Raw genomic sequence first — 21,606 nt, 5'->3', positions numbered from 1 at the left:
CTCGGATCCTCCACGCTCATGGCTGTACGACGTCAGCGCCACGGCAGGCGATGACCCTCGTCCTCCACGGGATCGACTCTGGGGGCGTAGTGAGCGCCGTCCATGTTGCGCCCCGCGAGACCGCCGACCGGGCCGCCGAGCGGATCATTGGCCGCCCCGTTCAGCGGGCCGTCCAGAGGATCACCAAGGGAGTCACCGAGGGGATCGCCGGGCGGCCTGCTTCCGTTGAGCGGATCGGGGAATGATCCGGCGGGCGCACCGCCGAGCGGATCACCGGGTGGATCCGCCGCCCCACGGGCCGGCCGATCCCCGAGCGAACCGCCGAGTGAACCGCCGAGCGGGTCGCTGAGCGCGTCGCTGACGCGTTTGCCGAGCGGATCGCTGAGCACGTCATTGACGCGTCTCCCCAGTGGATCGTGGAGAGGGTCATCGGTCAGAGGGGCACGGCCACGGTCGTCGGCGGGCGGGTCCCCCAGGGCATCGCTCGAGGGCTGGTTGAAGGGAGCGTCGAACGGGTCGCTCAGGGAGTCGCCGAAAGAGGCACTGAAGGAGTCGACAGGTTCGCCGGCGCGACGCCCGGGCTGTTCGCTCACCGGCCCCGGCGACGGGTCGCCGACACGGTGGTCGAACGACTCACCCAGCGGATCGGGGAACCGCGCGTTCGCGACCTCGTCCAATGGCTCCCTCTGCAGCGGATCACTATGCGGAGCAACAGGCCGCTCACCCAGCGGACCACCTAGAGGATCACTGAGGGCATCAGCGAGGCGATCACCTCGCGGAGCGAAGAGGGGGTCCTCGAGGGCCCGGTCCGGCGCCGGATCGGGGTGGGTGAACAGATCGGCGCGCGTCTCCCCCGACGGGTCGCCGAGGTGGTCGGCCGGCGGAGCGCTGGGAGCCTCGTCAGCGGGCTCGGCGGGCGGTATGTCGACCGGAGCGTCGGGCGCCGGGTCCGCGGGGGCCACCATACGGAACGCGGTCGTGGGCACTTCGCTCAGCGACTCGGGCGGCGGGCTGAGCGCGGCCGTGGTGTGATCATCCGCCGGCATGAGCGCCCCCGTCGTGTGATCATCCGGGGGCGGCGTGAGGACCCTGGTCGTCTCGTCGCCCATCCCGTCCTGCACGGCGTAGAACGCGCCCGTCGGCAGTTCGTCGGGCGACGCCGGCACCGCCTTGAAGGTGCCCGTCGGCTGCTCCTCGGGAAGAGCCGGTACCGCCGAGAAGGATCCCGTCGGCTGTTCTTCCAGGGGTACGGCCGGGTGGCCGAAAACCGCCGGCTTGCGTCTCACCGGCCGGGCGGGGCGCCAGCTCTCGTCGACGACCGGCGGCTCGATCGACGGCAGTCCTCTCGCCGTACCGGCCTGATACCGGTCCTCGTCGAAGCCGGCCGAGACGCCGTCCTGCCCGCCATCGGGACCATGCGTCCACGTGGCGGCGCGCCCATCCTGCCAGGACGACGGTGCGTCGGGCTCGTACGGCCGGTGCGTTCCGGGTGGCAGCCGGTCGCCGGCGCTCGCCCACTCGTCCTGTCCCTCGTGCCCGTGCCGGCCTGTCCCGGCCGGAAACCGCGGCTGCTGCTGGGCGGGCCAGGGCGTCTGGTCCTCGTAGTCGTCGTCATAGTCGTAGCCCCTGCGCCGACGGCGCTGGACGAGGCCCATCACCAGACCGACGACGACGAGCACGCCACCGACGGCGAGAACACCGACGAAAATCAGGTTCGGTCCCCCCGCACTGGCCTGGGCCTCGGTCTGGGGAACCGGCTGCGGCGGGGCCACGGCGCGGCCGGTGTTCGCGGCCTTGCTGATCCTGTTCGCGGCGTAGAGGGCCTTCACCGCGTCGGTGACGCCGGCGCCGACCGCCGGGGTGGCGCCGGTGGAGGCCGTACGGGTGGCGCCCTCGGCCATCGCCTCCGCCACCTGTACGGAGGTGAGGTCCGGATAACGAGATCGGATGAGCGCGGCGATCCCGGCCACGATGGCCGCCGACGGGCTCGTCCCCGTCCCGAGCACGTAGCCGCCGCCCGCGTCGGCGCTCACGATCTCAACCCCGGGCGCGGCGACCTTGACGTAGTCATGCCGGTTGGAGTCGCGCCATGGACGCAGACTTCGATCGACGGCGCCGACGGCGAGGACGCCTGGATAGGCGGCGGGGAAGTTCTTGCGGTTGAGGCCGGCGCCATCGTTGCCGGCCGAGGCGATGAGCACGATGCCCTTGCTCAGGGCGTACCTGATCGCGTTCTCCTCGGTGGGGCTGCCGTTGTAGAAGAGCTTGCCGCCGCCCAGCGACATGTTGATGATGTTGGCCCCGTTGTCGACCGCGTAGCGGATTCCCTTGGCGACGGCATCGCGGTTGCGGTTCACCTCGGCGCCCGACCGAAGCGGGTCGTCGTTCTCCCAGGTGACGCGGATCGAGAGCACCTTGGCGTGTGGGGCCACCCCCATGATGCCGGCGCTCATCCCGGCGCCGTGCCCGTGCCCGGCGATGATCCCGGCCATGGCACTGCCGTGGTGCCCCCAGTACTTGTCTCCGGGGCGCCGCGCGCCGCCGGTGAAATCCTCACCGGTGATGATCTGCCCGGTGAGATCTGGATGGCGCGCGTCGACGCCGGTGTCGAGGACGGCGACGGTCACGCCCTTGCCCTTGGACCACCTCCACGCGCTCGGCGCCTGTACGGCGGACAGCCACCACTCGCGGTTGCGGATCAGGTCCGCGGAGAAGGAACCGGCCCGTAGACCCGCCGCCGGCGTAGGCCCGGCCGAGCCGGCCGACAGCGCGCCGAGCGCGCCGAAGGAACCGTCGGCGGCACCGGGGCCGGATGGCGAGGGGACGACGACGGCGGTGACGAGCACCAGGCACACCGCCGAGGCCGCGATCTTGGCACTGAGCGGGGCGCGGACGCCCCCTGCGGATGTACGGGCCTGTCCTGGTCGGCATCGGCCGGCATGGGACACGGCACCGAACCTCCTCCCCAGTAGCGGCGGCGGTCGAGCCGGGCGCCGCCCCCGTCATCGAACCGGGGAGGGGCTCATGGCGAGACACCATGTTCCAGCGGTACTCGAGCTCTTCCGTCATACGCGGCCATCATTGTGCCACGGCGGAGTCAAGCGCCTCGGGCGCTACGCCCATTCCGGCACGACTCTGGCGCCGGTCATGGGGCGCGCCCGCCGGACGTCACGTGGAGCCGGTGGACGGGTTCGAACCGACGACCTGCCGCTTACAAGGCGGCTGCTCTGGCCTGCTGAGCTACACCGGCATGGCGCTCATAGGCTAGCAGCGGGCCACCGCCGGGAGCCAAACCGTTATCCACGGACATGCCCGCGACCGCCCGTGAGGCACGATCCGTCAGGACACCGGACACGATCCTCCAGGACACCATCTCGGGCAGGATCTCGGACCGGATCCGCCGGCGCGACCCGACGGCACGGCGACCGCCACGCGGCCGCCCCACCGTCACTCACCGTCACTTGACCGCGCGCCGGCGGGCCACCTCGTACAGTGCGATGCCTGCGGCTACGCCGGCGTTCAGCGATTCCGCCCGGCCGCTCATCGGGATGGTCACCAGCATGTCGCAGGTGTCGGCGACCAGCCGGCCGAGGCCCTTGCCCTCCGAGCCGACGACGAGCACGAAGGGGTCCACGGCCACCTCCAGGTCACCGACCGCCGCCCCGCCCCCCGCGTCCAGGCCCGCGACGAAGCAGCCGGCCTGCCGGTAGGACTTCAACGTCCGGGCGAGGTTGGTGGCCCGGGCGACCGGTACGGACGCCAGCGTCCCCGCTGACGCCTTCCACGCGCCGGCGGTGACCCCCGCCGCGCGCCGCTCGGGCACGACGACGCCGTTGGCGCCGAACGCCGCGGCCGACCGGATGATCGCGCCGAGATTACGCGGATCGGTGATCCCGTCCACAGCGACGATCAGCGGTGTCGACGTGCCGCGCAGCAGATCGTCGGGATGCGCGTACCGGTACGGCCGTACCTGGAGCGCGATGCCCTGGTGCACGCCGCCGTCGGTGAGCCGGTCCAGCTCGGGCTTGCCCACTTCGAGCAGCGGGATCCGGCGGTCGGAGGCGAGCTGGATCGACTCCCGTACGCGCTCGTCCGTGTCGGACATGACGTACAGGGCGGTCCCCGGCACCGCAGCGCGCAGCGCCTCGACCACCGCGTTGCGGCCGGTGACCAGCTCTGGCGCGTCAGGTGAACGGCGCGACGCGGGCACAGGGGCCCTTCCGCCCGGACGCGCCGCGGAGGCGCCGCCCTCGCCGGACGCCCTCGACTCGGCCGGGCGTTTGCCGCCCCGGCCGGTCGTGGGGTTTCCGGTTCGCGACGCCGACTTGGCGTTGCGGGCCGACTGGCGCTTGCCGTACCAGTGGCGGTCCTCGGCCTTCGGGGTGTTGCCGGACCCCTTCTTACGACGCTTGGTCATCGGACCTTTGCCTTCCATGATTTCGGGTGCGACACGCCGACCGGACGCCCCCGATCACTGAGCGTACGCGTCGTGCCGGATGGCCGGGTCAGCCGCGCTTGAGCTCCCACCGCGGGCCGTGCGGTGTGTCCTCGACCAGGATCCCAGCGGCGCTGAGGCCGTCGCGGATGGCGTCGGCGGCGTCGTAGTCCTTGCGGGCGCGGGCCGCCTGGCGCTGTTCGAGGGTGACCGCGACCAGCGCGTCGACGACGGAGCGCAGGTCGTCGCCGCTCTGGTCGGCCCACTGTTCCGACAGCGGGTCGAGGCCCAGCACGTCGAGCATCGCGCGCACGGAGGCGACCCGTTCCCCGACCTCGTCGTGATCACCGGCGGCCAGCGCGTTGTTGCCGGCTCGTACGGTCTCGTGCACGACCGCGAGCGCCTGGGGCACGCCGAGATCGTCGTCCAGGGCCGCGGTGAACGCCTCGGGCGGTTCCGCGGCCGGGGCCACGGAACCCATGGTCTCGACCGCGCGGGTCACGAAGCCCTCGATCCGCTGGTAGGCCGTGGCGGCCTCGGCCAGCGAGGGCTCGGTGTAGTCGATGATCGACCGGTAGTGCACGGTGCCGAGGTAGTAGCGCACCTCCACGGGGCGGGCCTTTTCGAGCAGATCGGTCAGCAGCACGACGTTGCCGACCGACTTGCTCATCTTCTCGCCGTTGACGGTCAGCAGCCCGTTGTGCAGCCAGTAGCGGGCGAAGCCGTCACCGGCGGCCTGCGACTGGGCGACCTCGTTCTCGTGGTGCGGGAAGATCAGATCGACCCCCCCGCCGTGGATGTCGAACGTGGCTCCGAGGTACTTCGTCGCCATCGCCGAGCACTCCAGATGCCAGCCGGGGCGGCCGGGGCCCCACGGTGTCTCCCAGGTCGGCTCGCCCGGCTTCGCGCCCTTCCACAGTGCGAAGTCGCGCGGGTCGCGCTTCAGATCGGTGCCGGCAGTGTCGTGGCTGTCGAGCATGTTGTCGAGTTTCTGGTTGGACAGCGCGCCATAGCGATCTGCCCAGGACGTCACGTCGAAGTAGACATCGCCTCCGGCGCTGTAGGCATGACCTGCCTCTGTCAGCCGCCGCATCAAGGTGATCATCTCGGGAACGTGCCCGGTGGCCCGTGGCTCGACGGTGGGCGGGAGGCAGCCGAGCTCCTCGTAGCCACGGTTGAAGACACGCTGGTTGGCCTCTGCCACGGCGAACCACGGCACGCCGCCGTCCGCCGCCACCGCGAGGATCTTGTCGTCGATGTCGGTGATGTTCCGGGCGAACGTGACGTCGTAGCCCGAGCGGAGCAGCCAGCGGTAGACGATGTCGTAGATCACACCGGAGCGCATGTGCCCGATGTGCGGGGCGGCCTGCGGGGTGGCACCGCACACGTACATCCCCGCCCGGCCCGCCTCCAGCGGGCGGAACTCGCGGATCGTACGGGTACCGGTGTCATAAAGTCGCAGACTCACAAGGCCAAGGCTAATAGACCGGCCGTACCATTCCGGCGGAATTCCCGGCGAGCGGCGGTGCGGCCCGTTCTCAGTGCGCTATCACCTTGTCCGCACTGATCCGGACGATCACTCGCCGGTCGGGGTCGCTGTCCGGCCAGGAACCGCCGGTGTACTTGTGCGCCAGTTCCTGGAGCAGCGAACCGCCCGGGTCGTCCTCGATCGTCACCGTGCCCCGTACCTCGGCGTAGTGGTACGGATCGGCCGGGTCGAAGACGATCGCGCTCACGCGCGGGTGCCGTGCCAGGTTCTCGTGCTTGCGACGGCCCTTGATCGTCGAGAACACGATGTCGTCGCCGTCGGGCCTGGCCCAGACGATGCTCGTCTGCGGGCCGCCGTCGGGGTCGACGGTCGCGATGGTGACGAAGTTGGTGCCGTCGAACAGCCTGCGCGCCTCGTCCGGCAGTCGCTGAGGCATCGTGGTCCCCCCGGGGTGGTCGTGAACCTTGCGTTCATCACATTTCGATCATCACGAGTGTTCGTGATCGTGGCCGCCGAGACGGCTCAGGCGCGCGCCCAGCTCCACGCGTACTCCGGATCTTCGCACTGGCGGGCGGCGGGACCGATCAGCAGGGGACGGAACGTGTCCACCATGACCGCCATCTCGGACGTCTCGGTGCGACCCTGGCGCAGGCCCTCGATCGAGGCCTCGACCGCACCCGGCTGCGGCCCGTGCGTGAACCCGGACGGGTGCAGCGACACGGACCCGACGCCGATGCCCGAGCCCTTCCGGGCGGAATAGTCCCCGCCGACGTAGAACATCATCTCGTCGGAGTCGACGTTGTGATGGTTGTACGGGATCGGGACCGCGTCCTCGTGGAAGTCCAGCGGCCGGGGGCAGAACGAGCAGATGACGAAGTTCGGCCCCTCGAAGGTCTGGTGCACCGGCGGCGGGGCGTGGGTGCGCTTCACGATCGGCTCGAAGTCGCGGATGTTGAAGGCGTAGGGGTACAGGCAGCCGTCCCAGCCGACCACGTCGAAGGGATGCCGCACGTAGGTCAGCCGGGACAACCCGCCACGTCCCCGGACCAGCACCGGTACCTCGCCGCCCTCCAGGACCAGTGGCTCGGCCGGGGCCCGCAGATCCCGTTCACAGTACGGCGCGTGCTCGAGGAACTGGCCGTACTGCGACAGGTAGCGCTTCGGGGGGCGGATGTGCCCCCGGGCCTCGATGACCAGGGCGCGCACCACACCGCCGGGGGCGACGTCCGGGCCGGCCTGTGCCCCGGGCTCGGCGCCGGCCGGCAGCCAGCGGTGGATGGTGCCCGCCGGGATGACGACGTAGTCGCCCTCGGCGACCTCCAGTGCGCCATAGGTCGACTCGAACCGGGCGGAGCCGGACTGGATGTAGACGACCTCGTCGCCCGCGGAGTTGCGGTAGAGGTCGCTGCCGGTGCCGGCGGCCGCGAACGACAACCGGACGTCGTCGTTTCCGTACAGCACCTGACGGCCCAGTACGAGATCGCCGCCGATAGGGAGGTCCTGCGTGCGGCACGCCCGCGGCTGCAGCGGGTGGTTGGGCCGCAGCTCGGCCTCGCCCACCGGGTCCTGCACTCCCTCGCTCTTCATGATCGCGGTCGGCGCGTGCCGGTGGTAGAGCAGGCTCGAGTCGGACGAGAAGCCCTCCTCGCCCATCAGTTCCTCGGCGTAAAGGCCGCCGTCCGGGCGGCGGAACTGCACGTGGCGTTTCCGCGGGATCTCGCCCACGGCCCGGTAGTACGGCATCGTCGCCCTCCAGATCCGGACTTATGCGTCTAGTTCACCGTACGACGAGCATCGCGAAGACACGACACGCGCCGGTTGTTCCGGGCCGGACGGGATCAGCGGAGTCAAGATGGAACCCGAACCGACGGCCTCTTGGTTACCCTCCCCACAGGGCCGCCGGCAAGACGTCCCCCACATATGTGGCCGCCCTCCCCCCGAGATGAGTCAGATGCCCTCTGGTTCTTCCGTCCCCCCCGAGGTCCCGCGGTACACGACGTTGCAGCGGCGACTGCTCACGCTGTCCGCCGGCGCCGGCGTCGCCGTGCTCGCCGGCGTGCTCTTCGCGCTGTCCTACGACGACCTGCGTGCCCTCGCGCTCGCCGGCCGTGCCGCCAGGCGGTTCGCGTCGGCCTATCCCGTCATGTACGACGCGCTCGTCGTGGTCACGATCCTTTCGCTCGTCGTCGCCAGGCATGCCCGCTGGTGGTCGCGCTGGTCGCGCTGGCTGCTGCTGCTCGTGCTCGTGGGCGGCGCGGCGGCGGCGAGCGTCCAGCGTGCGATGAACGGTTATGACGAGCTGCCCGACGACGCTCTCGTGGCCGGAGTCGCGGCGGCCCCGCACGTGATGTTGGTGATCGCGGTCATGCTGTGGATCACGATGTTCCGGCAGGCGCGGGCGGCGCTGGCCCGGCGGAGCGGCGGGTCCCGGCCTGAGACGTCGGCTCCGGATGCCGACGCCGAGACCGACGCCGGATCCGAGGCCCGGTCCGATGCCGGAATCGCGGACTGGAGCACAACGGACTGGAGCACGAGGGGTCCCGAGACGCGCGCCGACCACGTTCCCGCGACGGGCACCGTGTCCGCGGGCGCTGTTCCGGTGGCCTCGGCGGGGTCCGTCCCAGAGCGGCACCCGGCGGGACCCGTCAGCGATCAGGCGGTCGAATACGACGACCGTCCGAGCATGGACCTCGTCCCCGGCATGAGGGAACCGCACGTGTCGCCGACGGTGACGAAGGAGTCCCAACGAGCGCAAGAGCACCGGGAGCCGGAACAGCGTGATCATGGAGTCGAGTCCTGGCTCGACGCCGGCGACCCCGACCCGATCGAGCACGACCCGATCAAGCACGAACCGATCGAGCGCCACCCGATCGACCCCGAACCGATCGACCCCGAACCGATCGACCGCCACCCGATCGAGCACGAACCGATCGAGCGCGAACCGGCCCGGCCCGACAGCGGCGAAGCGGAGTGGCCGTTCGGCGACTCGTCCGAGCACGTGGAGCACTCCGGGTCGTTCGCGCCGTCCGACCCCGTTGAGCGCCCACGGCCTGCGGACGAGGTCGCGCCCCCTTCGGACGGGTCAGAGCCGGAGCCGTCAGAGGCCGACGAGGCCCACCAGACCGACGAGGCGGGCCGGAAAGCCACGGCCGACCAGAAGGATCAGGGGACCGGACCTGATGAGCCGGAGCCGCACCTCGGCGTCGTTCACGAGGAGCCTTCGCGTCCGGCCCCGGCCAGTCTGCCGACCGATGTCAAACTGGTCGGCCGCTCCACGGCCGGAGCCGCCGCCACCACCTGGCCCGACATCGTCATCGCGGACGCGCCCGACCCGGCCGAGGACGACGTCGACGCCACTGGCGCCGACCGAGCCGAGGACCCGGATGCCGGCGAGCACGAACCGACCGAGCCGGGAACCCCCGAGCACGAGCGCGAGCACGGTACGGGTGCTGCGGGTCGGCCGGCCGGTGACACCGTGGACGACGCCGACGACCGGTGGAGCGCCGCGGACGCTGAGGACGTCCAGCGCTGGAGCGCCGAATCGGTCGACGGTCGCGCTCGGCAGTACCGCGAGTCCTCCGCAGAGCCCGCGCGGAACGTCGAGTGGCCGCCCTCGAGCAAGTTCCGAAGTTCTCCGACGCCGCCGACCGACTAGGGCCCGGCCGGCTCAAGCCGGCCGGGTCGAGCCGACCATTGGGCCGGGCCGATCGGAGGTTGCGGCCCGGCTAGGAGCCCGGCTCCGCGATCGGCCAGACCAGCGCGGTCGCCATCGCCGCCAGGCCCTCGCCACGGCCGGTCAGGCCGAGCCCGTCGGTCGTGGTTGCCGAGACGCTGAACGGGGCGCCACCGACGGCCTCGCTCATGACCTTCTCGGCCTCGGCGCGGCGTCGTCCGATCTTGGGACGGTTCCCAACGATCTGTACGGCCACGTTGCCGACGGCGTAGCCCGTCTCGCTCAACAGCCGTACGACCTCGCGAAGCAGATCGACGCCGGACGCACCGGACCAGCGAGGGTCGGCCGTACCGAAGACGGCACCGAGGTCGCCCAGCCCGGCGGCGGACAGCAGGGCGTCACAGGCGGCATGTGCCGCCACGTCGCCATCGGAGTGGCCGGCCAGACCGTCGCCCTCGCCCGGCCAGTCGAGGCCGGCGACCCTGAGTCGCCGGCCGGACGCGAACGGGTGGACGTCGATACCGACGCCCACCCGTGGAGTTCGTGTGTTCATGTGCTCGCCGAAACCCACTGATCGCGGGCCTGCGCCCGCCTCAGCCGGTCAGGACTTCGTCGAGGAGAGCCTCGGCCTTGTCCTCGTTGGTCTTCTCCGCCAGCGCCAGCTCACTGACCAGTATCTGCCTGGCCTTGGCCAGCATCCGCTTCTCGCCTGCCGACAGGCCGCGTTCCTTGTCGCGACGCCACAAGTCGCGCACGACCTCGGCGACCTTGTTGACATCCCCGGAGGCGAGCTTCTCTAGATTCGCCTTGTACCGCCGAGACCAGTTAGTCGGTTCCTCGGTGTATGGTGCACGAAGCACCTCGAATACCTTCTCCAGGCCTTCCTGACCCACCACGTCACGAACGCCAACGAGCTCGGCATTGTCAGCAGGGACGCGCACTGTAAGGTCACCCTTGTCGACCTTCAGGACCAGGTAGGTCCTTTCCACATCTTTGATGGTGCGAGTCTCGATGGCTTCGATCCGAGCAGCCCCATGATGGGGGTAGACGACGGTGTCGCCGACCATGAAAGTCATATGACAAGTACCCCTTCCGCTACCTCAAGGGTAGCACGGGCTGCGCGGTGGCCGCACAGGCCTTAGGGACATATGCGCAGGTCAGCACCCTAATTGGGGTCTTGACAAAGTGTCGGCTTGGTGTATGGGAGGTCTGCCCCCATCGTCGTTTTCATGTCGAGACGCGATCGCAACGTGATCGCAATGCGCCTGCGCGGCCTCACGAACGCGCACCAGTGAGGGCGATTCATGCGGAGGACGTTACTTCCGAGCACTCGCGCTGTCGTGGATGCGGCTCATACTGGAGATGAACGGGCCGAGCCACGCGAGCCAGCTGGCGGGGCTGGCGGAAGGGCGAGGTGCGGCGTGAGGCAGAGCGGCGACCCCGACGACTACGGACTACCGCACGTCGACATCGTGGTGCCCGACGACGCCCGCGAACTCGGCTCCGAGATCCTCGCCTACCGGCGTGAAGAGCGCCGGCAGAGGCGTCGGCGCCGCTGGCGGCGACTGACCGCACCGATCACCCGCTACGGGCCGGCCGTACCGATCATCGCCTGCGCGCTGCTAATCGCCCTGGTCAGCGGCACGGTGATCACCGTGTTCGGCCCCGACCCGGCTCCGCGCGCACCCAGCGATCCCGTCGCGCAGCGGCCTACGGCATTGCCGGGCCAGGTAGGCGGAGTGCTCCCCGATGCCGAGGTCGCCGTCCCCGGGCATCGCAAGAGGTTGATCGACCTGCGTCCGGCCGTACTGGTGATCGTGCCGCCCGGGTGCGGCTGCGAGACGACGATCGACGAGCTGAGCCGGCAGACCAGCACCTATCGGATCGGTCTCTACCTGGTCGCCGACCGGCGCGATACCGACGTATCGATCGAGCAGTCGGCCAAGGAGATGCGAAAGCTCGCCGGGGCGGCGAGGCACGCGGTGGCGATCGTGGCCCGCGACGACGACGCCTTGCTCGCGAAGACCTACCGGGCCTCGGGCCTCACCGCCGTGTTCGTCCACGCCGACGGGGTCGTCGAAGACGTGGTGCGCGGCCTCGCACCGGGCCAGAACCTGGAGAAGCGGCTCCAGAGCCTCCAGAACTGACGCCCGCGCCCCTGGCACCGATACCCGGAACGGCGCGGCGTCCCGCCTCATTTCGCGGACCCCGGGGAGGGATCTCGAGACGCACTCGCTACTCTTCCGTCTGACGACCCCCTTGCCCCGACTCCCCCCGAACCATCCCCGACCCCCGACGAGGAGATCGACGCCGTGAGCCGCAACAACCGCCGAGTGGCCGCACTCGCCATCGCCGGTGCCCTCACCCTCGCCCCGGCGGTGTCCGGTTGCGGTGCCGGCCACAACCCGCAGACCGCGCAGCCGGTGAACCTCACCGAGGGCGTCAACGTCTCGACCGACTCCGGGGTCAACGTCCGGAACCTGTTCGTCCTCGGCCCGGCACCCGGTCGGCGGCTCACTCCCGGCGCCTCCGCCCCCGTCTACGCCGCGGTGATCAACGACACCACAGACGGGCAGCCGGACCGGCTCGTCGCCGTCGGCTCCCCGGACTTCCAGCAGCCCGCGCCGCTGACCGGCGGCGGCATCGATCTCCCGGCCCGGCAGCTGGTGCAACTCGGCGCCCAGGCGCCAGGACAGCCCGGGACCGCCATCGTCCTCGGCGGCCTCGGCAAGGAGCTGCTGGGCGGGGAGTCGATCGAACTGACCCTGCGCTTCCAGCGGAGCGGCGACCTCAAGGTGCTGGTTCCGGTCGTGCCCCACGCCGACGCCTACGCCACGTACTCCCCCGCGGCGCCCCCGGCGCCCACCCCCAATAGGACGGCGCCCGCCTCACCCGGCACTCCCGGGGAGCCGGCCTCGTCCACCGTGCCTGCCGGCGGGTCGCCCACGGAGCCGACGCCGTCCGGTGACACCGGCGGCGGTTCCTCCCCGGACCCGGTCACCCACGGCTGACCGGGCCGGCCCCGGCCGGACCGGCCCACGGCCGATCCACGCACGCGTAAGGCCCCCGGCTGGACATCTCCAGAGGGGGCCTTTGCCGTTCTCGCAGCTGTTCTCGCAGACGCCGGCGGCTTCGGCGTTGCGGTCGCCGCCGGACCGGGCCGCGGATCACGGCTCGAACTTGTAGCCCAGACCTCGCACGGTGACGATGTAGCGCGGCATCGACGGAGTGGGTTCGATCTTGGCGCGGAGCCGCTTGACGTGCACATCCAGCGTCTTCGTGTCGCCGACGTAGTCAGCGCCCCACACCCGGTCGATCAGCTGCATCCGGGTGAGGACCCGTCCGGCGTTGCGCAGCAGCACCTCGAGCAGCTCGAACTCCTTCAGCGGCAGCTGTACGGATCCGCCGCTCACGCTGACGATGTGCCGCTCCACGTCCATCCGGACCGGGCCGGCCTCGAGCGTCGCGGGCGCGAGCTCTTCGACGTCGCCCTGGCGACGCAGCACGGCCCTGATCCGGGCGACCAGTTCCCGCGAGGAGAACGGCTTGGTCACATAGTCGTCGGCGCCCAGTTCGAGCCCGACCACCTTGTCGACCTCACTGTCCTTGGCGGTCAGCATGATCACTGGCACGTTGGAACGTGCCCGTAGCTCCCTGCACACCTCGGTGCCGGGCAGTCCGGGCAGCATCAGGTCGAGCAGCACCAGGTCGGCTCCGTTGCGCTCGAAAGTGTCCAGCGCGTCGGGGCCGGTCGCCGCGATGGCGACTTCGAACCCCTCCTTGCGCAACATGTACGAGAGGGCGTCGCTGAATGACTCCTCGTCTTCAACAACGAGCACGCGGGTCACGGTGTGGCCTCCTGGACGGGTTCTTTCACAGATGCGCTGAGCAGTGGCAGGCGGAGGGTGAAGGTGGATCCGGAGCCTTCTCGACTCCAGACGGACACCTCGCCGCCGTGCTTGGTCGCAACATGTTTGACGATGGCGAGCCCGAGCCCGGTCCCCCCGGTCTGGCGGGAGCGGGCGGGATCCACCCGGTAGAAGCGCTCGAAGATACGCTCGAGATCGGCGTCCGGAATTCCGATGCCCTGATCGGTGACACTGACCTCCACGTGCCCCGGATCGGCGCGGCGGGTGGCGATCACGACCCGGGTGTTCTCGGGGCTGTAGGCCACCGCGTTGTCGACGAGGTTGCGGAGGGCGGTGACCAGCAGTTCATCGTCACCGCGAACCTCGAGGCCGTCGCATCCGCCGATGGCGAGTTCGATGTTCTTCGCGCCGGCCTTGAGCCGGCAGCGATCCATGGCCTCGGCGGCCACCTCGTCGAGCCGTACCGGCTTGAGCTGGGGCAGCGGCTCGTCTCCCTGAACCCTGGCAAGGGTGATCAGGTCGTGCACCAGGTTGGTGAGCCGTACGGACTCCTGCTGCATCCGGCTGGCGAAGCGCCGCACCGCTTCGGGGTCGTCCGCGGCGCCCTCCACGGTCTCGGCGAGCAGCGAGAGCGCACCGACAGGGGTCTTGAGCTCGTGGCTGACATTGGCCACGAAGTCCCGGCGGATCGCCTCGACCCGCCGCATCTCGGTCAGATCCTCGGCCAGGACCAGTACGAGACCGTGGGTGCCGAGCGGAGCCACCCGGACGGCGAACCAGCGCCCGTCGCGACGGCCCCGGGTGGAGCCGAGCTGGATCTCGATCTCGCGTATCTCACCGTCGCGGCGGACGAGCCGTGCCATGGCGAGCAGCTCGTCGACCACCAGTCGATCACCGCTGACCATGCCGAACGCGCGCGCGGCCGAGCTGGCGCGCAGCACCCGGTCCTCGGCGTCCACCACGACGGCCGAGGAGGAGAGGACGCTCAGCACCGAAGCCACGCCAGGAGGCAGCGCGGAGGCCGGTGGCTGGGTGTGCACAGAGCCTTGAGCGCGTTCGCTCACCCGCACCGCCAATCCGGTCACCAGTCCGGTCGCCAGCCCGGCCAGCGCGGCCAGACCAGCGACAACCTCGACGTCCACACTTTGGATCGTAGGTGCCATTCGATGCGTTCATGCACCACAGTAGGACGTAACGCGATCGCGTTCGTCCAGAGTTCACCTCTTTATCCGGGTTCGTTCACGGCGCGAGGACATCCTGTGCCCTGGATAATCAGGGGGTTCGCCATGACCCCACCATGGAAGGATTTGAATTGCGAGACGCCTACCACGAGGAACTCGACGGCCTCTCGGATCGGCTCGTCGAGATGACCCGCCTGGTGCGCTCCGCCATGGCCCGGGCGACGACGGCCCTTCTCGACGCCGACCTGCGGCTCGCCGAAGAAGTGATCAGCGCCGACGAGCAGGTCAACAAGATCGACAATGAGATCGAGGAGGTCGTCTTCGAGCTGATGGCCCGCCAGCAGCCGGTCGCCGGCGACCTCCGCACGGTGGTCACGGCCCTGCGGATGAGCGGTGACCTCGAGCGAATGGGCGACCTGGCCGTCCACCTCGCGAAGACCGCGCGCAGGCGCCACCCCGAGTCGGCCATCCCGCCCGAGCTGCAGGCCACTGTCCTGGAGATGGGCCAGATCGCCGAGCGCATGATCGCCAAGGCCGGCAGCGTGATCGCCTCGCAGAACGTCGAGCTGGGCCTGGAGCTGGACGCCGACGACGACGCGATGGACCGGCTGCACCGCAAGCTGTTCGACCAGCTGCTGGCACCGACCTGGAAGTACGGCGTCGAGCCCGCCGTGGACATCTCCCTGGCCGGCCGCTACTTCGAGCGCTACGCCGACCACGCCGTGCACGTCGCGGAGAACGTCGTCTATCTCGTCACCGGCCGGCGCCCGGACGAACTCATCAATCCTTGACGGGCCGCTCGCCGGCGTACATGGGGGTCGGAGCCGACCGTGGGCGGCTCACCGCCGTTCCCGCACTCTCCTGAAGCGAAACCCGCAAGATCACAGACCTGAATCGTCGTGATCTTGCGGGTTTTCCGCGCTGTGACCGGTTCAGGCCTTGGCCGTGGCGGTTCCTTGGTTCTTGACCGCCTCGATGGCCGCCTTGGCCGCTTCTGGGTCGAGATATTCACCGCCGCGCTTCAGCGGCGCGAAGTCGTGGTCGAGTTCATAGACCAGCGGAATCCCGGTCGGGATGTTGAGGCCCGCGATCTCGGCGTCGGAGATGCCGTCGAGATGCTTCACCAGGCCGCGCAGCGAGTTGCCGTGCGCGGCGACCAGGACCGTCTTGCCGGCCGCCAGATCCGGGACGATCGCGTCGTACCAGTACGGCAGCATGCGGTCGACGACATCGGACAGGCACTCCGTGCGCGGGATCAGCTCAGACGGAAGCCCGGCGTACCGCAGGTCGCCGACCTGCGACAGGGGGTCGTTGTCGGCGATCGGCGGCGGTGGCGTGTCGTACGAACGCCGCCAGATCTTGAACTGCTCCTCGCCGTACTCCTCGCGGGTCTGGGCCTTGTTCTTGCCCTGCAGGGCCCCGTAGTGCCGCTCGTTGAGCCGCCAGGTCCGGCGGACCGGGATCCACAGCAGGTCGGCCACGTCCAGCGCGATGTTGGCGGTACGGATGGCCCGTTTGAGCACCGAGGTGTGCACGACGTCGGGCACGATGTCATTGTCCAACAGCAGGTCACCGCCATTGGTCGCCTCTGCCTCGCCCTTCTCCGAGAGGTCGACGTCCACCCAGCCGGTGAACAGACCCTCTGCGTTCCACACGCTTTCGCCATGCCGCAGCAAAACCAACGTCGCCATGCGCCCGAGCCTATCCGGTCATCGTGACGCCGCCCGCAGGCATCCGCCGCGACGCGACCGTCCTCCGCCACATCGCGACCGGCATCCGCCGCGACGCGACCGGCGCCGGCCTCGACGCGGGTCAGCGGCGGTCAGCGGCGGTCAGCGGCGGTCGGGGTCGGCGAAGGAGGCGAACGCCTGGAGGTTGGCCAGGCTCTCGCCGCGCTTGACCCGCCAGTCCCACTCACGCTGGATCGACGACTTGAAGCCCAGTTCGAGGGCCTTGTCGAAGTTGTCGTCCGAGTAGGTGAGCACACAGCCGAGCAGCCGGTCGATCTCCTCCGGCCCGATCGAGTCGAGCGACACGCGGCCGGTGAGATGAACGTCGCCGACCTCGTCGAGCGCGAAGCTCACGCCGTACATCCGGCCGTTCTTCTCCAGCAGGAACCGGTAGAAGTCGGCATGGTTCTCGTCCGGCCGGCGGCAGAAGAACGCCTCGATGTGCAGGCTGTACTCCCTCACGATGAGCCAGGTCATCGTCGCGAGCTTGTGCCGGCCGGGCAGCCTGACGAGGTAGGCGCCCTCGTTCGGATGGTCGTACTCCAGCTCCGCGGCGTCCAGGGCCGCCTGGATGACGCGCGACACGTCGCTCATGCGCTGACCACCGACCGGGTGACTTTGACATCCATGGCCCCGGTATACACCGAGAGCAACCGCTCCACGGTGGAGTCCCAGCCGAACGTGGCGGCGTGCCGCACGGCGCCGCGCGAGAGCCGTGCGCGCAACCTCGGCCGGGCGAGCAGCCGCCACAGCACCTCGGCGTAGTCGGCCGGATCATGGCCGTCGATCAGTACGCCCGACTCGGCGTGCCGTACGGCGGTCCGCAGCCCGCCGGCCGCCGCGGCGACCACCGGGGTGCCACAGGCCTGTGACTCCACCGCGACCAGCCCGAACGACTCGCTTCGGGAGGGTACGACGGTGACGTCGGCGGCCCGGTACCATTCCGCGAGCTCGGGCTGGGGACAGGGCGGCTCGAAGCGCACCACGTCGGCGATGCCGAGATGGGCCGCCAAGCGCTGCAGTTCCTCCGGACGCGACCGCGCCCACCCGCTCGGCCCGCCCACCACGGCCACGACGAGTCTGCCGCGCAAGGACCGGTTCCCGGCCAGCATGCGAGCGACGGCGCGCAGCAGCACGTCAGGGGCCTTGAGCGGCTGGATACGGCCCACGAACAGCAGGACGTGCGCGTCGGGCGGCAGGTCGAGCCGCTTTCGCGCCAACGCGGCCGAACCCGGCCGGAACGTCGACAGGTCCACGCCAGGGGACACGGTTTCGACCCGCGAGGGGTCCGCGCCGTAGAGGTCGACGAGCTGACCGGCCTCGTCCATGGTGTTGGCGAGCAGCAGGTCGGCGGACTCCACGACCTGCTCCTCGCCCAGTACGCGCTCGGCCGGCTCGGGGGTGTCGTCATCGGCGAGCGAGGTGTTCTTGACCTTGGCGAGGGTGTGCATCGAGTGCACCATGGGCACCCCCCACCGCTGCCGGGCCACCCATGCGGGCTGGCCGGACAGCCAGTAATGCGAGTGCACGACGTCGTAATGACCTGGTTCGTACGCCGCCTCGGTGCGCAGCACCCCGGAGGTGAAGTCGCACAGCCGGCCGGGCAGCTCGGTCTTGTCCAGTTCCTCGAACGGGCCGGCGACGATGTTGCGCACGAGCACGCCGGGGGCGAGCTCGGTGATCGGCGGCAGCGCACGCGAAGTGGCACGGGTGAAGATGTCGACGTCGATCCCCCGCGCGGCCAGCCGCTTCGCGACCTCGACGATGTAGACGTTCATGCCGCCCGCATCGCCCGTCCCCGGCTGGTCCAGCGGCGACGTGTGCATGCTGATCGTCGCGACCCGGGCGATTCGCTGCGACACGGGCACCACCTCCGATACGGGAACCCCTCCGAGCGACCTGGTGTTCCCGTTACAAATCACCTCATGCCGGGCGGGAACGGCCGGATGTCCTTGTAAAAGAACGGGACGGGCCTGGAATGATGGTGGTCGTGCGCAAAACGGCTTTGATAACGGGAGCAAGCAGCGGCATCGGCGCGGCGACCGCCAAGCGTCTCGCGGCCGAGGGGTTCAACGTGGTGCTGGCCGCGCGCCGGCGCGACCGGCTGGAGAACCTCGTCAAGGAGATCCAGGCCGCCGACCCGGCCGGCCGCACGGACGGGGCCGTGGCGGTGACCCTGGACGTGACGTCGCAGGAGTCGGTCGACGCGATGGCGGCCGCCCTCTCGGACTGTCATGTCCTGGTCAACAACGCCGGCGGCGCACTCGGCCTGGAGCCGGTGGCCAAGGCCGACCCGGCCGACTGGCAGGCGATGTACGACACCAACGTCCTGGGCCTCCTGCGCGTGACCAAGGCGCTGCTGCCCAAGCTCATCGCGGGCGGTGCGGGCCACGTGGTGAACATCACGTCCCTGGCCGCGCACGTGCCGTACGAGGGCGGCGCCGGGTACGTTGCCGCCAAGCACGCGGCGGCCGCGATCAACGACACCATGCGGCTCGAACTGGTCGACCAGCCGGTCCGGATCACCGAGGTCGCGCCGGGCCTGGTGCAGACCGAAGAGTTCTCGCTGGTCCGCTTCCGCGGCGACACATCCAAGGCCGACAAGCCCTACGAGGGCGTGCCCGACCCGCTGACCGCGGACGACGTGGCCGACTGCGTGGCCTGGGCCGTGACGCGGCCCGAACACGTCAACATCGACCGCATCGACGTCCAGCCCCGGGTCCAGGCCGCCCCGTACAAGATCCACCGCATCCCGTCGTAACTCCTGCTCCGTGGCCCGACCGAACAAGCCCGAAGGGGCGATCACCCGCGGCACCACGGCGCCGAACCGGCTGCGGCGGGTGGACCGGTGGATCGCGGTCACCCAGGCGTCCCAGCTGCGCGCCGAAGACCGGCCGCTCGTCGTCGACCTGGGCTACGGCGCCTCGCCGATCACCACGGCCGAGCTGTACGCACGGCTCCGCGCGGTGCGCCCGGCGGTCGAGGTGGTCGGCCTGGAGATCGATCCCGTACGGGTCGCCGCGGGTCAGGCCTTCCTCGTCGCGTCCGGGCCGCTGAGCGCGCTGGCCCAGGGCGGGCTGACGTTCCGCCGGGGCGGCTTCGAGCTGCCCGTGGACCGCGCGCCGACCCTGGTCCGGGCGTTCAACGTGCTGCGGCAGTACGAGGAGAACGCCGCTTGGGCGGCTTGGGAGCGGCTGTGCTCGCGGCTGGCGCCCGGCGGCGTGCTGGTCGAGGGCACCTGCGACGAGATCGGCCGCCGCTCCGTATGGGTGGCGCTCGGCCGCGAGGGGCCGCGCACCATCACGTTCTCAGCGCACCTGCCGTCATTGCCCCGCCCGTCGGAGCTGGCCGAGCGGCTGCCCAAGACGCTGATCCACCGGAACGTACCCGGCGAGGGAGTGCACGCGCTGCTGACCGACTTCGACCGCTGCTGGGCCGCCGCCGCCCCGCAGTCGGTGTTCGGTCCCCGGCAGCGCTGGCTCGCCTCGGTCGAGTCCCTCGCCCGCTCGTGGCCGGTGATCACCCGGCCGCCCACCGGCGGCCGGGCCCGGTGGCGCCTCGGCGAGGTGACCCTGGAATGGAGCGCCGTGGCTCCCAAGGCATGAACGGTGTACTGGATGCGCCGCTGCATTCTCAGCGAGCCGACCCATCCGCAGACCGTTATGGCCTCGGCGGCGTCGATGCTGAGTGGCCTCTATCAGAGATATCGGCCCGGCGGCGAATCAATTGAACCAAAGCGACCGATTCGTACCGTTAAGAGTATGGGAATGGATGCCTAACCGGCGGGATAGCGAAAATAATCGCAGCATTCGCTAGTGTTTTCGAAGGCGGGCAATACTATCTGAGGGTATGGCCCCGAAAACTGCGAGGGGAGGTGCTCTGCCGATGCCACCGGCCGTGGTCTTCGATATCCTTTCGGGGTCGGAATGGGAAGGGCGGGCGGAGTTCCCTCCCGGGCCGCAACTCGCGTGCGCGCTGGCCGGACAGCGACTGAGCGAGCTGTCCGATGTGGAGCTGACAGAGCTGATGGCCGCGGCCCACCGCCAGACCTCCTGGGCACAGGCGCTGGAGCTGTCGGCGGTGGCCGAGCTGTCACGCCGCCGCCACCACGACGATCACGGCCCGGCCGCGGCCGGGCACTGGACCTCAGAGGTCCACGAGATCGTCACCGAAGAGGTCTCCCTTGCCATCACCGTGACCGGTACGGCCGCCTCCGCGCTGGTCGTCCTGGCCGAACAGCTCGCCGAGCAACTCCCCCGCACTCATGCCGCTCTGGAGAAGGGGCGCATCGACCTCCCTCGCGCCAAGGTCATCGCCGATGCCCTCCGCGGCGTCGACGACGCCCTTGCCCGCTCGGTGGAGGCGGCGGTGATCGACGAGGCCGCCGCGATGACCACCGCCAAGCTCCGCCATCGGGTGAAACGAGCCATCAAGGCCGCCGACCCCGACGCAGCCGAACAGCGCACCAAGGCCGCCGTCAAAGACCGTCGGCTGGAGTTGTTCGACAACAGCTCGGGCACCGGCGACCTGGCGCTGCGGGATCTACCCGCGGAGGACGCCCATGCCATCTACAACCGGATCAACGCCGCCGCCCAGGCCCTCAAAGCCGACGGCGACGAGCGGCCGATCGACATCCTCCGGGCCGACCTCACCCATGCGCTCCTACGCGGACTGCCGCTCCCGGAGGCCGTCCGCCACCTGCTCATCGATCCCGCCGGCGACCTCGACCCGGACAGATCCCGACCAGCCGACCCCCGCGACGACGGCACCGCCCACCATGCCGGCACTCACTCTCAACGGGAAGCCGCTGAGCAGGCGCCCGCCGATTCGGCGGCGGCCATCGAGCGGTGGATCGACGACGCTCTCTCCCAGAGCATCGACTGGTACCTCAAGTGGCTGCTGGACCGGGCCCGAACCGACGGGCGTCTCGACGGCCTCGACCTGCTCATCGCCCAAGCCGTGCAGGCAATGCACGATGGCCTTTCCGAAATCAGGGAAGCCTGGTGCCGAACCACCGGGCCAGGCCCCGGAGAACACGGCCACAAGGGCTACCGGCCACCGGCGGGAATGCGCCGGCTCATCGAACGTCGGCATGCCACGTGCGTCTTCCCCACATGCAACCGCCAGGCTGGCCGTTGTGACATCGACCACACCATTCCCTGGCACAAAGGCGGCCTCACGTGCCGTTGTAATTTATCGCCTCTGTGTAGACGTCATCATCGCCTGAAA

Annotated in this window: 19 protein-coding genes and 1 tRNA gene; 7 read left to right on the top strand and 13 right to left on the bottom strand. The window is 70.1% G+C overall.

Annotated elements, in window-relative coordinates:
• Positions 1–32 precede the first annotated feature (32 nt).
• The 6 genes from HKK74_RS08850 to HKK74_RS08825 all read right to left on the bottom strand — a co-directional run bounded on the left by HKK74_RS08850 (position 33) and on the right by HKK74_RS08825 (position 7,667).
• On the bottom strand, positions 33–2,948 hold the full coding sequence (locus HKK74_RS08850) for a S8 family serine peptidase (RefSeq protein ID WP_187242629.1): 2,916 nt from the start codon (positions 2,946–2,948) through the stop codon (positions 33–35).
• 225 nt (positions 2,949–3,173) lie between these two features.
• A tRNA-Thr gene (locus HKK74_RS08845) sits at positions 3,174–3,250 on the bottom strand.
• 207 nt (positions 3,251–3,457) lie between these two features.
• Positions 3,458–4,417, bottom strand: a complete 960-nt coding sequence (gene rlmB / locus HKK74_RS08840) for a 23S rRNA (guanosine(2251)-2'-O)-methyltransferase RlmB (protein ID WP_187242628.1) — start codon at positions 4,415–4,417, stop codon at positions 3,458–3,460.
• An 88-nt stretch (positions 4,418–4,505) separates the two neighbouring features.
• The gene (gene cysS / locus HKK74_RS08835) at positions 4,506–5,903 is read right to left on the bottom strand and encodes a cysteine--tRNA ligase (RefSeq protein ID WP_187242627.1); all 1,398 of its coding nucleotides are present in this window, start codon (positions 5,901–5,903) and stop codon (positions 4,506–4,508) included.
• A gap of 70 nt (positions 5,904–5,973) precedes the next feature.
• Positions 5,974–6,360 (bottom strand): PPOX class F420-dependent oxidoreductase, encoded by a 387-nt coding sequence (locus HKK74_RS08830; RefSeq protein WP_187242626.1) that lies wholly within the window; start codon positions 6,358–6,360, stop codon positions 5,974–5,976.
• An 86-nt stretch (positions 6,361–6,446) separates the two neighbouring features.
• On the bottom strand, positions 6,447–7,667 hold the full coding sequence (locus HKK74_RS08825) for a homogentisate 1,2-dioxygenase (protein ID WP_187242625.1): 1,221 nt from the start codon (positions 7,665–7,667) through the stop codon (positions 6,447–6,449).
• Between the two features lie 208 nt (positions 7,668–7,875).
• Here HKK74_RS08825 and HKK74_RS08820 point away from each other — a divergent pair, with 208 nt between their 5' ends.
• Positions 7,876–9,579: a DUF2637 domain-containing protein gene (locus HKK74_RS08820; RefSeq protein WP_187242624.1), complete on the top strand. Its 1,704-nt coding sequence runs from the start codon at positions 7,876–7,878 to the stop codon at positions 9,577–9,579.
• 70 nt (positions 9,580–9,649) lie between these two features.
• Here the strand turns inward: HKK74_RS08820 and ispF are convergent, their stop codons facing one another.
• Positions 9,650–10,150, bottom strand: a complete 501-nt coding sequence (gene ispF, locus HKK74_RS08815) for a 2-C-methyl-D-erythritol 2,4-cyclodiphosphate synthase (protein ID WP_187242623.1) — start codon at positions 10,148–10,150, stop codon at positions 9,650–9,652.
• A gap of 40 nt (positions 10,151–10,190) precedes the next feature.
• Positions 10,191–10,673, bottom strand: a complete 483-nt coding sequence (locus tag HKK74_RS08810; protein ID WP_187242622.1) for a CarD family transcriptional regulator — start codon at positions 10,671–10,673, stop codon at positions 10,191–10,193.
• A 345-nt stretch (positions 10,674–11,018) separates the two neighbouring features.
• Here HKK74_RS08810 and HKK74_RS08805 point away from each other — a divergent pair, with 345 nt between their 5' ends.
• Positions 11,019–11,744, top strand: a complete 726-nt coding sequence (locus HKK74_RS08805) for a hypothetical protein (RefSeq protein ID WP_187242621.1) — start codon at positions 11,019–11,021, stop codon at positions 11,742–11,744.
• A 165-nt stretch (positions 11,745–11,909) separates the two neighbouring features.
• Positions 11,910–12,608, top strand: coding sequence for a copper chaperone PCu(A)C domain-containing protein (locus HKK74_RS08800; protein ID WP_187242620.1), 699 nt, complete (start codon positions 11,910–11,912; stop codon positions 12,606–12,608).
• A gap of 156 nt (positions 12,609–12,764) precedes the next feature.
• Here the strand turns inward: HKK74_RS08800 and HKK74_RS08795 are convergent, their stop codons facing one another.
• Positions 12,765–13,436 carry a response regulator gene (locus HKK74_RS08795; protein ID WP_486303387.1) on the bottom strand — a complete coding sequence of 224 codons (672 nt, stop codon included), beginning with the start codon at positions 13,434–13,436 and terminating at the stop codon, positions 12,765–12,767.
• A gap of 5 nt (positions 13,437–13,441) precedes the next feature.
• Positions 13,442–14,608, bottom strand: a complete 1,167-nt coding sequence (locus HKK74_RS08790) for a sensor histidine kinase (protein WP_312881356.1) — start codon at positions 14,606–14,608, stop codon at positions 13,442–13,444.
• Between the two features lie 170 nt (positions 14,609–14,778).
• Here HKK74_RS08790 and phoU point away from each other — a divergent pair, with 170 nt between their 5' ends.
• Complete coding sequence (gene phoU / locus HKK74_RS08785; RefSeq protein ID WP_187242822.1) at positions 14,779–15,438, top strand: phosphate signaling complex protein PhoU; 660 nt, start codon at positions 14,779–14,781, stop codon at positions 15,436–15,438.
• 141 nt (positions 15,439–15,579) lie between these two features.
• Here phoU and HKK74_RS08780 read toward each other — a convergent pair whose 3' ends face one another.
• From HKK74_RS08780 to mshA, 3 genes are all read right to left on the bottom strand, one after another.
• Positions 15,580–16,338: a phosphoglyceromutase gene (locus tag HKK74_RS08780; RefSeq protein ID WP_187242617.1), complete on the bottom strand. Its 759-nt coding sequence runs from the start codon at positions 16,336–16,338 to the stop codon at positions 15,580–15,582.
• Between the two features lie 141 nt (positions 16,339–16,479).
• Positions 16,480–16,971: a type III secretion system chaperone family protein gene (locus tag HKK74_RS08775; protein ID WP_187242616.1), complete on the bottom strand. Its 492-nt coding sequence runs from the start codon at positions 16,969–16,971 to the stop codon at positions 16,480–16,482.
• Positions 16,968–18,239 (bottom strand): D-inositol-3-phosphate glycosyltransferase, encoded by a 1,272-nt coding sequence (mshA, locus tag HKK74_RS08770; RefSeq protein WP_187242615.1) that lies wholly within the window; start codon positions 18,237–18,239, stop codon positions 16,968–16,970. The genes HKK74_RS08775 and mshA overlap by 4 nt, the downstream gene beginning before the upstream one ends.
• 128 nt (positions 18,240–18,367) lie before the next feature.
• On the opposite strand from mshA, the gene HKK74_RS08765 reads away from it, so the two are divergent.
• The 3 genes from HKK74_RS08765 to HKK74_RS08755 all read left to right on the top strand — a co-directional run.
• Complete coding sequence (locus HKK74_RS08765) at positions 18,368–19,138, top strand: SDR family NAD(P)-dependent oxidoreductase (protein ID WP_312881355.1); 771 nt, start codon at positions 18,368–18,370, stop codon at positions 19,136–19,138.
• Positions 19,139–19,148: 10 nt separating this feature from the next.
• The gene (locus tag HKK74_RS08760; protein WP_187242614.1) at positions 19,149–19,982 is read left to right on the top strand and encodes a class I SAM-dependent methyltransferase; all 834 of its coding nucleotides are present in this window, start codon (positions 19,149–19,151) and stop codon (positions 19,980–19,982) included.
• Positions 19,983–20,262: 280 nt separating this feature from the next.
• Positions 20,263–21,606, top strand: a 1,344-nt coding sequence (locus tag HKK74_RS08755) for an HNH endonuclease signature motif containing protein (RefSeq protein ID WP_187242613.1), incomplete at its 3' end; no start/stop codon positions are given.

Source organism: Actinomadura alba (genome assembly GCF_014323705.1).
Taxonomy (GTDB): Bacteria; Actinomycetota; Actinomycetes; order Streptosporangiales; family Streptosporangiaceae; genus Actinomadura_C; species Actinomadura_C alba.
Note: the sequence above shows the minus strand (reverse complement) of the source record. Positions and strands in the feature narration are given on the sequence as shown.